At 57.9% G+C, this 12,616-nt stretch carries 18 protein-coding genes and 1 tRNA gene; 12 read left to right on the top strand and 7 right to left on the bottom strand.

The window, feature by feature from the left end; translation table 11 throughout:
- The first annotated feature begins 161 nt into the window (after nt 1-161).
- From NA78x_RS01770 to NA78x_RS01735, 8 genes are all read left to right on the top strand, one after another.
- A complete protein-coding gene (locus NA78x_RS01770) occupies nt 162-410 on the top strand; it encodes a hypothetical protein (protein WP_425616700.1) in 249 nt (82 codons plus the stop codon).
- Between the two features lie 525 nt (nt 411-935).
- Nucleotides 936-1,373 (top strand): hypothetical protein, encoded by a 438-nt coding sequence (locus NA78x_RS01765; protein ID WP_425616699.1) that lies wholly within the window; start codon nt 936-938, stop codon nt 1,371-1,373.
- Nucleotides 1,374-1,384: 11 nt separating this feature from the next.
- A complete protein-coding gene (locus NA78x_RS01760; protein WP_425616698.1) occupies nt 1,385-2,125 on the top strand; it encodes a hypothetical protein in 741 nt (246 codons plus the stop codon).
- Nucleotides 2,118-2,318: a hypothetical protein gene (locus tag NA78x_RS01755; protein WP_425616697.1), complete on the top strand. Its 201-nt coding sequence runs from the start codon at nt 2,118-2,120 to the stop codon at nt 2,316-2,318. The genes NA78x_RS01760 and NA78x_RS01755 overlap by 8 nt, the downstream gene beginning before the upstream one ends.
- Nucleotides 2,315-2,851, top strand: a complete 537-nt coding sequence (locus tag NA78x_RS01750) for a hypothetical protein (protein ID WP_425616696.1) — start codon at nt 2,315-2,317, stop codon at nt 2,849-2,851. The genes NA78x_RS01755 and NA78x_RS01750 overlap by 4 nt, the downstream gene beginning before the upstream one ends.
- Nucleotides 2,842-3,306 carry a hypothetical protein gene (locus tag NA78x_RS01745; protein ID WP_425616695.1) on the top strand — a complete coding sequence of 155 codons (465 nt, stop codon included), beginning with the start codon at nt 2,842-2,844 and terminating at the stop codon, nt 3,304-3,306. The genes NA78x_RS01750 and NA78x_RS01745 overlap by 10 nt, the downstream gene beginning before the upstream one ends.
- Before the next feature lie 54 nt (nt 3,307-3,360).
- Nucleotides 3,361-3,564 carry a hypothetical protein gene (locus NA78x_RS01740; protein ID WP_425616694.1) on the top strand — a complete coding sequence of 68 codons (204 nt, stop codon included), beginning with the start codon at nt 3,361-3,363 and terminating at the stop codon, nt 3,562-3,564.
- Entirely contained in the window at nt 3,561-4,568 is a 1,008-nt protein-coding gene (locus NA78x_RS01735) for a hypothetical protein (protein ID WP_425616693.1), read from the top strand. The genes NA78x_RS01740 and NA78x_RS01735 overlap by 4 nt, the downstream gene beginning before the upstream one ends.
- A 201-nt stretch (nt 4,569-4,769) precedes the next feature.
- Here NA78x_RS01735 and NA78x_RS01730 read toward each other — a convergent pair whose 3' ends face one another.
- Both NA78x_RS01730 and NA78x_RS01725 read right to left on the bottom strand, forming a co-directional pair.
- Complete coding sequence (locus NA78x_RS01730) at nt 4,770-5,258, bottom strand: hypothetical protein (RefSeq protein ID WP_425616692.1); 489 nt, start codon at nt 5,256-5,258, stop codon at nt 4,770-4,772.
- A 6-nt stretch (nt 5,259-5,264) separates the two neighbouring features.
- Nucleotides 5,265-5,420 (bottom strand): hypothetical protein, encoded by a 156-nt coding sequence (locus NA78x_RS01725; protein WP_425616691.1) that lies wholly within the window; start codon nt 5,418-5,420, stop codon nt 5,265-5,267.
- Nucleotides 5,421-5,639: 219 nt separating this feature from the next.
- On the opposite strand from NA78x_RS01725, the gene NA78x_RS01720 reads away from it, so the two are divergent.
- Complete coding sequence (locus NA78x_RS01720) at nt 5,640-5,897, top strand: helix-turn-helix domain-containing protein (protein WP_425616690.1); 258 nt, start codon at nt 5,640-5,642, stop codon at nt 5,895-5,897.
- On the opposite strand, the gene NA78x_RS01715 is transcribed toward NA78x_RS01720, so the two are convergent.
- Nucleotides 5,894-7,105 carry a tyrosine-type recombinase/integrase gene (locus tag NA78x_RS01715; RefSeq protein WP_425616689.1) on the bottom strand — a complete coding sequence of 404 codons (1,212 nt, stop codon included), beginning with the start codon at nt 7,103-7,105 and terminating at the stop codon, nt 5,894-5,896. The genes NA78x_RS01720 and NA78x_RS01715 overlap by 4 nt on opposite strands.
- A 145-nt stretch (nt 7,106-7,250) precedes the next feature.
- Between NA78x_RS01715 and NA78x_RS01710 the strand changes: the two genes are divergently transcribed.
- Nucleotides 7,251-7,324, top strand: a tRNA-Arg gene (locus tag NA78x_RS01710).
- Nucleotides 7,325-7,364: 40 nt separating this feature from the next.
- On the opposite strand, the gene NA78x_RS01705 is transcribed toward NA78x_RS01710, so the two are convergent.
- Genes NA78x_RS01705 through NA78x_RS01695 form a run of 3 tightly spaced genes read right to left on the bottom strand, consistent with a single transcriptional unit; the run spans nt 7,365 to nt 9,877 of the window.
- Complete coding sequence (locus NA78x_RS01705; protein ID WP_425616688.1) at nt 7,365-7,817, bottom strand: hypothetical protein; 453 nt, start codon at nt 7,815-7,817, stop codon at nt 7,365-7,367.
- A 32-nt stretch (nt 7,818-7,849) separates the two neighbouring features.
- Entirely contained in the window at nt 7,850-9,418 is a 1,569-nt protein-coding gene (locus tag NA78x_RS01700; protein ID WP_425616687.1) for an AAA family ATPase, read from the bottom strand.
- A 3-nt stretch (nt 9,419-9,421) separates the two neighbouring features.
- Nucleotides 9,422-9,877 (bottom strand): CBS domain-containing protein, encoded by a 456-nt coding sequence (locus NA78x_RS01695; protein WP_425616686.1) that lies wholly within the window; start codon nt 9,875-9,877, stop codon nt 9,422-9,424.
- 429 nt (nt 9,878-10,306) lie between these two features.
- On the opposite strand from NA78x_RS01695, the gene NA78x_RS01690 reads away from it, so the two are divergent.
- Nucleotides 10,307-10,777 (top strand): universal stress protein, encoded by a 471-nt coding sequence (locus tag NA78x_RS01690; RefSeq protein WP_425616685.1) that lies wholly within the window; start codon nt 10,307-10,309, stop codon nt 10,775-10,777.
- Nucleotides 10,770-11,249: a hypothetical protein gene (locus NA78x_RS01685; RefSeq protein ID WP_425616684.1), complete on the top strand. Its 480-nt coding sequence runs from the start codon at nt 10,770-10,772 to the stop codon at nt 11,247-11,249. Before NA78x_RS01690 ends, NA78x_RS01685 begins: the two co-directional genes overlap by 8 nt.
- 247 nt (nt 11,250-11,496) lie before the next feature.
- On the opposite strand, the gene NA78x_RS01680 is transcribed toward NA78x_RS01685, so the two are convergent.
- A complete protein-coding gene (locus tag NA78x_RS01680) occupies nt 11,497-12,579 on the bottom strand; it encodes a sigma-54 dependent transcriptional regulator (protein WP_425619490.1) in 1,083 nt (360 codons plus the stop codon).
- Nucleotides 12,580-12,616 lie beyond the last annotated feature (37 nt).

The following is a 12,616-nucleotide window of genomic DNA, read 5'->3' as shown; positions in this document are numbered from 1 at the left end:
GCCGGCCAAAACACAGACACCAGCCGTTGATGATGCGGCTGATTAGAGCGGCGACTGGATACGACCGGCCGCCGCTCCGGTGCTCTTTGCCGGGCACTGCACTTTGTCGGGCACGCCGGAGGGACTAACGGCGTGCCCGACATTTCTCTTTTGGGGCCACGATGAACCACGACGAACTGTACGAGTCCGATGCTTACTTCGGCACAGAAGATTTAGCGGACGACTTAGCCGACCTGAATGCGCCATTGAAGCCGCCGCCACTCAACCGGCGGAAGCAGTTGCTTGCCATCGCCAACGACAAGAACGAATCGTTCAGTCGGCGAAGCGATGCTCGCAGATTGCTAGAGACTGCCGACATTCTCTCTCTGAAAGACTTTGAACGAAGTTTTTCGGAGTTGATGAGCCAATAAACATCCTCTGGCAACCATAGCAGTCGCCATCGGATCACAGAACGCTCACCGCTAATGAGCGTTCTGGCAGCGGACCCCCTGACGCCACCGATTGCCAGCGCTGGCAATCGGAAAAAGGGTTAGTCCGCCACGTACATCTCATCAGCATCTCAGGCGCTGCTGGTGGGGAGAGAGCGCCTTCGGGCTGCTCCGGCCGGAGACGGATACATGCGCGTCCGTCTCCGGCTGTTTTTCTTACTCATAGGAGTTCCACAGTGGACCACACACGCGAACGCATCGACCGACAGAATCTCCGACAACTCGCCCAACGATTGATTCGAGAGTCAGGCGTCAGACCCGAGTATGCCCCGCACGCGCTGTCAGTGCTGAACGCCAGCCGCGCCGTCAGGGCTGGCGACGATCTTGCCATCCGCAAGACGCTGGCGAAGTTGCAACGAAACTGCCAGCACTGGTTCTTCTAATTCAACATGAGGCCGACTCGCGGCATCGCCTCACTCTAATCTCTGCCGCACGAAGGTTGTCCTAATGTCCTGTTTCTCGAAGATCGAACGTGCCCTGTTCATTGGCGCAGAACTCCCTCAAGGGTTCGACGCCCAGTTGCAAACCCTGCTGCTGCTCAGTGCCCAGTTGTACGAAGCGAACACCGCCCTTGTCGGCAATATCAACGACAGCGTGACCAGCATCACGGTCGTCAACGGTGCGTTCCTGCCTACTCGCGACTTTCCGCTGCTGATCGGTAGCGGGATGGGTAGCGAGCGGGTCACGGTTCGCAGTCGCGCGGGCAATGTCTTGACAGTTACTCGCAGCAGTTCGCCAGCGTCTCACACGGCCGGCGACGTGGTGAGCATCCCCGATACCTTTACCAACGCAGTGGACGAAATGCTGCTTCGGTGGCGGGATTCAAACCCTTTCTTCCTCGCTGCCGTTGCTCAACGTCTCAACACTCTCCGCGACCGAAGCTAGGAAACGCAACCATGAGTCACGAACACAATATCCCCGCCCACATGATCGACCCATTGACCGGATTGATTCGGCCGGTGGCACGTCAAGATTTACCCCGCCAGCAATCTGCCGACATGACCACAGCTAGGCCGCAATGGTTCGCGGGAGACCGCCTGAAAACGACGGCGGAAATCAGGAATGACGAGGCGCAAGCCAAGTTCGCCGCCGACCGTGTGGCGGCTGAATTACGGGCAAGAACCGCAAAGGTTCTATCGGAAGATGAACGGCTGATTCAAAACCTTTCGATGCTGATTGACCAGCGCACGCAGGCCGCCAAGTACATGAACTCGCATGAGCGGGTAAGTGAGGCGCAGTACGTTGACACGCTGAAGGCCAAGCGAACGGAAGTCGAAAACAAGATTGCCGAAGAGCAGCGCATCCAACGCTTTGAGCGGTCAGATGAGTACAAACGAGTGCGGGAACACTCGCAAGCTTTCGCGAGAACACCACCGCCGGCCGCAGACCCGCAAGCCGTGGCGTTGGCGATCGCCATTGCTGGTTCGACGGAATTTCAAGACCCCGCCGAATACTCTCGGCAGTATTTCACCGCCGTCGCAGGCGTTGAGGAAGCGGCTTATGCGGCTGCAATCAACGCACGCGAGCAGAAGCGGCAGGAAGTTAGCCGACTCGAATACGAAGCGGCAACTGCTGACGTGACGGTCGCCGAAGCTGCCTTACGTGTTGCACAAGCGACGGGGCTGGCCAATGAATAACCCCGATGACGATTTAGCGTCACTTGAAGCCGAACTCGCCGACCTGAAACCCCAGTTCGTGAAAATCGCCAATCGCCTGATGGCGATTCATCAGCGGCTCAGTTTAATTCGCTCTTTCAAGCGATGGCAGCAAGAGCGCCCGGAAGATTGGACTGCGGCCAATGAATACCCCACAGCAGAAGAAACACAATGAACGCACAAGTCCGCAAGATGATTCTCGCCAATGAAGACAAGATCGTCACCTATCGAAGCCCAACCGGTTTGAGGTATGTGAGAGTTGCTAATGCTTCCCCCGATCACCAGCCGCCTAGGCACATTGGCCAGTTCGGGGGCTGCGAGATTCTGTTTTACACCACCTCAAAAGGCGTGATGTCCCGGATAGGGTATGTCCTCGCTGGTGATGGCGAAGACGGCTTGCCCGATGGTTGCGGTGCGTGGTTCACTGAGGGCGATAAGTACAAAGGCGAGTGCGCCGACCCAGCGGCATTCCGGTTGAAGATCGGCTTGCAGTCGCCGTCGATTGAACGCAGCAGCGATGCAACGATTGCAGATGAGCGGAAACACCGCGAACCGGCGATTGAGTATTGGGCCAAAGTCGCCGCGCAGCGTGAGGCGAAAGCCGCGCGCGAAGCGATGGAACAACTGCGAGCGGAACAAGAGGCCGCCGCTGCGCTGCTTGCTGCGACTCCCAAGCCCAAGCCGAAAGGCTGGTGGCCGTGGAACTGATTCTCACCAACTCCGAACACGTCGCCACCGTTGACGACGTGTTCTATTCTACGTTGCTCGCCTTGGGGCCGTGGCGGCTTCACGCTGGCTACGTCGTGATGGCCGATCATAAGTATCGACCGTTAGCGGGCACCGTGCTGCAACTGTCAGGCGAGTTCGTGCCGGGCTACCACTATCAGACGGACGACCGGCTAGATAATCGGCTCAGCAACCTGCGTGTCGCGACACGCTCGCAGATGAGCTTCACCCGGCGGCCAAACCGAAACAGCAGCACGGGATTCAAAGGCGTTTCGCCTTTCCGCAACAAGTGGCAAGCCGGCATCAAGGTCGATGGTAGACGCATCTTTCTAGGGCTGTTCACCAGCCCTATTGAAGCGGCCAAAGCCTACGACGCTGCCGCACTGGAACACTTTGGCAACCACGGACTGAACTTCGATGCTACGCATTCTCTATAAGTCCACGTCGCGCGGCTGGCACCTAACAAACCACTGGCCTACTCAGAAGTAAACATGAAAAACGACTCGATAGAGCGGCTACGCGCCGACTTTGAACGACTCCAGCGCGAAGTTCGCTACGACGTTCGCAAACTGAAACGGATGCACGTCGCCTGCCTCATCAAAAGCGAGGCGTTCGACAATGATCCTGCGGCGGCCACGGCCGCCTGCGAGGATCACGTTGCGGCCATTCTGCCTTTGCTAAGGGGGCAGCAATGAGCGTGCTTTGGATTGAGGGCTTTGATTCGTTTGGCACGTCCGGGGCTGCTGTCGGCTTGCAATCGAAGTACACCGGGAATGTATTCGCGAACATGGACGTAGACAGTCCCCGCTTCACCGGCTACTCGCTGCGTTTGCGTGGCGGTGGCGGTCAAAACGGTTATATCACCACACCCAACCTGGGCAATGTCGCGACCATCTGCACCGGCTTCTCGTACTACCCGCGAACCTTGTTGAACGCCTACATCGTCGAATTGCGAGAGGCTGACAACTCGACTTCCGGGATGAACATCAGGATGCAGACTGACGGCAAGATCAGCCTCTATCGAAACAACACATTGATTGCCACAACGGCCATCAGCGTGTTGTCTGCGGCCACTTGGCATCACATCGAACTGAAAGTCACGATCGCCAATTCGGGAACGTATGAACTTCGTGTCAACGGCGTGAACGTGTTGAGCGGGAGTGCTGACACTCGCGAAGGGTCGAACGACTACTGCAATCGCGTGCGACTGGTTGGCCCCGACGCCATCGTAGGTCAAGCCCCGTCGTTCGATGATTGGTGGATAGCTGACGCCTTCCTAGGTGATCGCAAGGTGATGACCATCTTCCCGGACGCTGACGGCGACTCGTCCGACTTCACCCCAAGCACCGGCGGTGACAACTACGCAATGGTCGATGACAACGGCCCAGACGACGACAGCACCTATGTGCAATCGGACACCCCTGGGGATTCCGATCTCTACACGCATGGCAACGTATCGGGCGCATCTTCGATCATCGCCATTCAGGCGAACATCGTTGCACGCAAAACCGACGTTACCGACTTCGACATGAACCTGACTGTGAAGTCAGGTTCGACTGAAGACGATGGGGCGGCCGTGACGGTGAGCAGCACGGACTTCGCGAATTACACACGCATTCTGGAAACCGATCCAGACACCGGCGTGGCGTGGACGCAAAGCGGATTGAACAGCGCCCAGATTGGGCCGAAGGTCGGATAAACACTAAACGCCACTGGCTTCGGCCAGTGGCGTTTTTTCGTAGCTATTCGGAAGGCTTGGCAGTATTCGTGTCGCAGATAACGCATACACCTCGCGTAGACGCGGCTGCAAGCGCGATCTTTTCCTTGTCGGGTTTAGCGGCGAATTCCTTATCACACGCTTCCGAGCAAAACGTAACTCGTCGATAGTCGATTTCGATAATCATGCTTCTACCAGTTCCTTGGCAATCTTCAGCAGTTCATCAGCTGGCCACGGGTCCGGCCACGACTTGGCCCGCTCGCAAACTTCGTGGAATAGCGCATCGAACCGATTAGGCGCGGTCGCTTTTAGGTAGTCGAGCACGGTAATGACCGCTGCGTCCGATTGTCCCCTTGCCATCGTGGCTTCTGAGTCATGCGGCTTGCATAGCACGCCTATCTTATTGTAGAGCCACGGACGGGCGTATAGCCCCGCCCCGCGATGCTCTGCCGCTTGAATGGCTTCAGCAGCGAGACGTTCGGCTAGTTCAGCGTTGCCGGTTCGGGCGGTGGCGTACTCGACCATTTCGGCGTGATAAAGTGTGGCGGGTTCGTCCGGCAGTTCGGTAATCATTCGGCGTAATACTCCTGGATTGTCTTTGAAGTGCTGAACCACGCTACGCAGGTGGTCCGGCAGTTCAGTCGTCAGTTCAGTCGTCAGTTCAATGTTCATTGGTGTCTAGCTGTTGAGAGTCTTGGTTGCGCGTACTCGGATGGCTTCCAAAGTTTCGACTAGGTCAGTTGCGTTGCTCCTAGCGGCGATCAATTCGAGTTCCTTGGCGGCCAGCTGTGATTCGAGTTCACGAACTTGTTGGCGGAGAGATTCGGTAGTCATAGTTGCAAGCTCCAGAGATGAGGTGATTCAGGTACACTCAATTCTTGCACGGGTTCGCTCCGAAAGATGAGTGAAAACAGCGAAACCAGGCAGATTGGCGACAATTGTTGTCGTTATAACCGTCAAGTTGTTTAGTAACTACTTATAACTTGATAGAAACTAGATAGATACTTGGTAGATCAAATGTCGCCGCGCCACTGACTACCGGGTAGGCACTTCATGCTTACCCTACGTGATGCCGCCGCGACTCTTGGCTATTCAATCTCTGGCTTGCGCAAGCTCTGCGCCCGTGGCGACGTTCGATTCTTTCAGGCGCGGAAACACTCGCCGCTGAAGTTCCGGCCAGAATGGCTAGATGAGTTTATCGAGCGGGGTAGCAAGCCCGACGAACCAGTGGTTCGCACTCGCGTTGCCAAGCCGAAGCGGCCGGCAGTGCTGAATAAGTTCGGTTTCGATTCGTCACTCACCGACATCTAGCAGGCGGCCCAAATCAATTCTTCTACGCCGCTTAGTTTCTTCAGAATGTCGGCGTAATGCTCTGCACAGACCTTTGGCGTGTTGCCCATCAACGTCGCGAGCAATTCCATGTTGATCGGCTTGCCAGACCAGAAGCCAGTTAGCGCCCGCTTGGCGAACGTGTGGCGGCAGGAATACAAACACACGTCGGCATCGAACTGGATTGTCTTCTGTGCGTTCTTTACAGCACGGCGGAAGCTACGAGACAGCGCCTTCACTTCGCACGGCCCGCCCGTGTGATTGCGAAACAACGGGCCATCGGGGTAATGCCTGATCTGTTTGCGAATAGCTTCAATCAGCCAAACTTCCTTAATGCGAATTACTCGCTCGCGGTTGGTTTTGGATTCCGAAGCCTTGAACGTCAGTTCTAGCCGTTCGCCCTGATCTGTGACGTGTGCGGCAGTCAGCGCTGCGAACTCTACACCTGGACGCATCCCGGAGCGGATAAGCACAGAAAGCGCCAATCGCAACGAGGAGTTGCATTCCTTCAGTAGCGCGGCTTCTTGCTCTGGCGTGATGTACGTGACACGGGCGCGGCCCTTGGGAACTCGCATCCCACGAATCGCGTGGTCTTTTGCAATCAGACCACCTTCAGCCGCCCGATTAAGGGCACGCTTGACGGCTTGTAGTCGCGTCTTGCGACCGCTGTTCGACTTCCACCCCTTATAGCCCTTGTCCTTGTCTTCTTTGTGAGCGTCTAGCCATGCCTCAAGATGATGGGGGCGAAGATCGGCCACGGCCATCTTGGCGTAACCGGGGTGAATCTTGTCGGCCGCCGTGGGCCGGCCCTTCACCTTGCGGCCTGCTGTCTCACGCCACCGTGGCGACAATCCGTAGCAAAGATCAAACAACGTGTCGGCCCGCTTCTCTACCGTCGTGCTACGGCTCTCACGTTCGGCCCTTTGGATGTAGTAGCTGCAAACCTCTTCCACGGTCACACCACTAGCCGCAGTCTGCGTCTGGGGACTGCTCAGCGTGTGGCGGGCGTAGGCCTGCTTGATCTGAAGTTCGGGCGTGTTCTCGTTCCGCAGAAGAGCGCCGGATTCATCCTTCAGCGGCACGAACTTCCCGGCGGCGTTCTTGCTGAACCAGCCCCGCCCTTTCCGAAAGAAGTAGCCTTTGTTGCGCGAACCCTTTACCCGGCCCCGGTTGTCTGTGCGTTTGGTCACGTTGCTTGCCTCATGGTTGACTGGTAAACTTGGCAAGTGTTGCTACCCGGCTGGGGGCCGAACGGGCACTTTCTAGTGCCACTAAGTAGTGCCAATCAGTCTGAAGCAATCATAAGTCGTTTTCCCATAAGGGGAAGCGTCACACGTTCCCGTAGCTCAATTGGATAGAGCGTCGCCCTCCGAAGGCGAAGGTTGGTGGTTCGACCCCACTCGGGAATACTTCGCCTAGGCAGCTTCTTGGTCACTTTAACAACTGGGGCTACTTCGACTCGCGCAGCTGTTTGTGGCACTGCACGCAGCTGACGGTGAGTTGATTGAAGCCGAGCGTGACCCCTTCGATGTTGTCTTTGTTCGCCTGACGGATGATCTCGTCGAGCGACATTTCGAAGGAGATCAGCTGGCCGCGATAGCCGGGATTGCGACCCCGCATAAAGGCTTCGATCTTGCTCAGGCTCCGCATGGTCTGCGCGTTCTGAGCGATCTTGTCGCAATCGCCCGAGGCAATTCCCTCGAGGATGTTCTTGGAGAAGTCGAGCTTCTTCTTCATCCAAAAGCTGACCGGTTGGCCCTGGTGCATTTCGGCAGCCGGTTTGTCGGCTTCTTTTTCGGCGCGCTTGTCGGCCGGCTGTTGTGCGAGCGCCAAACCGTAGGTCGCCCACAGGCCAGCCACGCCAACGACCAAGCAAAATGTTCGACCAATCGTACTCTTCATAAGTTACCCCGGTGATGGAGAGGAAAGAACTCTTACGACTGCAGACTCCGTTCACGAACCGCGGAGTTCAGTCCTGCGAACACTTCGTGCAGCTGCTGCGGCAGCGGCTCGGTGGTATCGACCTGGCATTGCGGAATCTTGGTCGGCCAAGGCACCCAGTTGCGCAGCTGACTTTCGTACACGCCGGTAGTGGCCCGCGAAGCATCGCGCCCCGCATCTAGTCGCTGCACAATGCGCGCTTTGGCCACGGGAACCGGGCACGTACACTCGATGGCCAGAAACCTCGCGCCCGTGCTGTGGGCCAGATGCCGCGCGGCGTCGAGAACGGCCGAGTAACGAAAGGTGCCGTCGAGCACGACCGAGCCACGGTTCTGCAGCAGGTACTTCGTCCGCAGCAACATCTCGGTATAGACCTGATCTCGCAACTCTTGCCGATAGACACCACTATCGATGGTTTGGGGCGAGTGCTCGGCGAACAGTTCCTGGCGAATGACATCGGTCCGCAACAGTTCGGCCCCCAGCTCCGCGGCCAGTTGCAAGGCCAGCGTCGATTTGCCGGTGCCCGGCAAACCACCCACGACCAGCAACAGGGGACGTTCCGCGGGCTGCAAATATTTGTCGGCTTGCTGCAGGTAATTCTGTGCCTGACAGATCGCGGCCTGCTGGGCGATGCCTGTTAGTTGATCGGCACGCAGGGCGGCCACCTTCGCCCGCACGCAAGCGCGGTAGGCCTTGTAAAAGTTGAACAGCCGCTTGGGACACCAATCGGGCAGCAGTCGCGAGAGCTCGTCCAGCAGTGCAACGCCCACCCAAGAGGCACCGATGTGATCGCATTCCGAGACAAAGAACGCCAGTTCGTCCGCGATATCGAGCGTCCGAAAATCCTGGCTGAACTCGATGCAGTCGAAGATCACCGGTGGCTCTGTCAAACAGATATGCTCCGGCCTCAGGTCGCCATGCCCCTCCACCACACAGCCGTTCGCCACGCGCTCGTCAAACAGGCTTGGCTCCAGTTGCAACAGTTGCAACTGAGTCGCGTGCAGACGTTTGATCAGTTCAGCTGGCAGGTGATGCGAAGCTGCGAGCAACTCATCGCGATTGTGCTTCACGTGATCGATCAGCCGCGCGCGGTATTGCTCGGCCGTGATCTCTGCGGGAGGCAATCGTTCGTAGAAGCGGGCGAGCGTCGCTGCCAGACGCTCCAAATCGTAGTGATGCAGCGTGCCTTGCCAGAACCGCTGATCGAGCGCGTCGTGCAAGGGAAGGCGGCGCATCTCGACCAGCCACTCGCAGGGAGTTCCCTTCCCGCCAATCGACAGCTGTCCGTCGGCACAGGTTACCGGTACCACCCCCAGGTAAGTATCGGGCGCTAACCGCCGATTGAGCCGCACTTCTTCCTCGCAGGCCAGGCGTCGCTGCTCCAGCGACGAGAAGTCGAGAAAGTCCATCTTCACGGGCTTCTTGCACTTATAGACCAGATCGCCCGCCAAGAAGATCCACGAGATGTGCGTCTCTTTCAGTTCGACGCTGGCCGGTTGATGGGGATAGACCTGCGGGTCTAACAAGGCCTGCGGCAGTTGTGGGGTCGCTGTATTGTTCATGGCTTACTCCCAGCGCGAGTCGCGCGCTTCGGCAATGGTCGCCGGCATTTCTTGCTTGATCACCTGCGCCACTGCTTCGGCTTGGACTGCCCAGGACGCAATGATGTCGTCGAGCGCGATCAGCCCGGAGACATTTCCTTCGTCATTCACAATTGGCAGGCGACGAAATTGACCTCGGCGCATGAGCATCAGGGCATCGGCAATTGGCTGGTGCTCTTCAATGGTGACCACATGCGGAGTCATCACGTCGCCGACCTTGGTGAGGCCCGGGTCTTTGCCCGCTGCCAGGACGCGTTCGACCAGATCGCGATCGGTGACGATGCCAATCGGCGCTTGGTAGTCGTCGACCACGACGAGTGAGCCCACGGCCCGTTGCTGCATTCGCACGGCTGCTTGCAAAACCGTTTCGTGCCGCTGGGCAACATCGGGCGAACCTTGGCTGAGACTTTTGACGGTCATCGGAGTGCCCTCGAAGATGCGGTGCTATGAACTGAATCGTCACCACCCCACGTTTAGTAGCAACCAGGGTGCCACGGCCGCAGAATCGGCGCGAGAAGCGTGCGGGGCAACAAAATACGACGATTCCGCGAGGAAGCAAAAAATGCTGTCGCTGGAAACGGTCTCTGCCGCGCGCTTTTGGCAGGAGAAGGTGAGCGGAATCGCACAGCGCGGTGCAGCGAGACGTGTCGCGGTTGCGACGGCTTGGTTAACGGGCGGGACCGTTAATTTCCCCGCAAAAACTCATAATACGCAACTCCGCGATTCGTCGTGCGCAGCCCTTGAACGACAAAGCCCCGCATTCGTGGCGAGTGGCACTGCAATTGCAAACTCAAGCGAAAGAAGAGGTTCCCCTCTTCGACTTTGCTTGTGCTGCTGGAGGTTCCTGTCATGAAAACGAAAATCCTAATCCCGGTTGATTTCTCCCCTGGAACCACTCAAGCGGTGGAACTAGCTACTTCGCTAGCTCGCGATCGCGATGGTGAACTCGTGCTGTTGCATGTCGAAGAGCCGTCGCTGTCCTACACCGGTGGCGGCGAATTCTACTGCGGCCTGGAAGGTCCACGTCGCGAACAACTGCGGGCGCTGCTCGACAAGATCCTGGTAACCGACCCCGAGATGACCGTGCAACGACATTTGACCGTCGGAATGCCCGCTCCGGCCATCGTCGAGTTTGCCCTGAAGCACGACGTCGACTACATCGTGATGCCGACGCATGGCCGCACCGGTTTGCATCGACTGCTGATGGGAAGCGTCGCCGAGGAAGTCGTTCGTAAAGCTCCGTGCCCGGTCCTCACCGTAAAGTGCAATGCGGTGAAACTGCCGCGGGCACCCATCGCGAAGGAGATAAGCCATGTCTGACCATGAAGAATGCCGTGCCTATTGGGATCACGTGCAGTTGCAGCATCGACACATGCAGCAGTTGCTGGACAAGCTGCGCTCGTTGGTAGTGGGGGCGAAAGGTTGCTCGTTCGCCTTTGACGACGCCAAGCAGTTGCTGGGCGACCTGGCCGATCAACTGGCGCGACACATCGCCGAGGAAGAAGGTGGAGGCTGCGTCGAAGAAGCCGTTTGTCGCTGCCCGCGTCTCTCGTCTGAAGCTCGCGACTTGAAGGCTCAGCAGCCTCGACTGCAGGCGGCCATCGAAAGGATCACGGCCAAGTTCGAGGGACGCAACCGCTTGGGAACCTGCTCGTACATGGTTGAGCAAGAGATCCAGCAGTTGGCGGCCGATCTGCGGCTTTACGAAGAAGCCGAGCGAACCTTGCTGGCCGAAGCCTTCGGCGTCGATGAGGGCTGCTCGACTCGCGCCGATATCGCCTCGCCGTCCTAGACTTCTCGTGCGGTGGGGTGCATCGGCGCATCTTTCCTAAGGGCGCAAACTAAGGGCGCAAAAAACAACCCCGGCGGGGCAATGCCGGGGCGGGATGGTGAGCAGCCGTGACTGAGTCACCTTCCACAATTGATATCGTCAGTTCCAAACAGTCTCTACGTGTGGAGTTTTCGCGGTGCGAAAATGCACACCGAGGTGCATGTGTGCGAGCAGCACGAAAAACCATGCGCGATGCCGCACAAATGGGTTAGCCCGGCGGGGAGTCGGCCAGTTCATACTTCTCTAGCAGCCGATACAACTTGCGGCGACTGATTCCCAAAGCCCTGGCCGCTTTCGCTTTGTTGAACGCTTCGCGTTGCAACACCGCCAGCACTTTGGCTCGTTGAAACGAGTTCAAGTCATCGGGCGCTGCGGCGGGTGTTAGCGGCGGTTGAATCGTCGCAGGATCCGACAATTGCCCTTGTAGCACTTCTTTAGGCAGGTCCTTTTTCCGGATCACATCGTCGTCGGCCAGAATCTTGGCCCGCTCCAAGACGTTCACCAGCTGGCGAACATTGCCGGGCCAGTTATAGCCATTCAGCAGACGCAGCGCTTCGTCTTCGATGTGCCAATCGTCGCCGAGAAAATGATCGACGAGCAGGTCGATATCGCCACAGCGCTCGCGCAGCGGTGGCAGCTCCAGCGACATGACATTGATGCGGTAATAAAGGTCCTCGCGAAAACGTCCGGCCTTGATCTCATTGCGCAGGTCGCGATTCGTGGCCGCGAGCAAACGAACATTCACCTTGCGCTCTTGGATCGAGCCTACGCGGCGGAGCGCGCCGTTCTCGAGCACCCGCAGCAACTTCGCCTGCAACGAACCCGGCATTTCGCCGATCTCGTCAATGAATAGCGTGCCACCATCGGCCGCTTCAAACAGACCTTGCTTGGCCGCGATGGCTCCGGTGAAGGAACCTTTTTCATGTCCAAATAGTTCGCTCTCCAGCAGTGTTTCTGGCAGGGCCGCACAGTTTACGGCGACCAACGGGTGAGCGGCCCGCAAGCTGGAGCGGTGCAGTGCTTCGGCGACTAGCTCCTTGCCGGTGCCACTTTCGCCCTGAATCAGAATCGCGCGATCGCTGGGACCTGCGCGTTCGATGAGACGAAAAATCTCTTTCATCGGCGGTGACTCGCCGATGATACGCTTTCCTTGTTGATTGCGGGCGAGCAACGTGCGCAGTTGCTCATTCTCTTTACGCAGGGCACGGCGTTCAGCCGCTTTTTGAATCTGTGCTTCTAGTTCACCCAATCCGAAGGGCTTTTGCAGATAGTTGAACGCGCCCAGTTGCATGGCCTGCACGGCCGACTCGATGGTCCCTTGTCCGGTG

Origin of the sequence: Anatilimnocola aquadivae (genome assembly GCF_049819085.1) — a bacterium.
In the GTDB taxonomy this organism is placed as follows: Bacteria; Planctomycetota; Planctomycetia; order Pirellulales; family Pirellulaceae; genus Anatilimnocola.
This window is presented reverse-complemented; position numbering and strand designations above follow the sequence as displayed.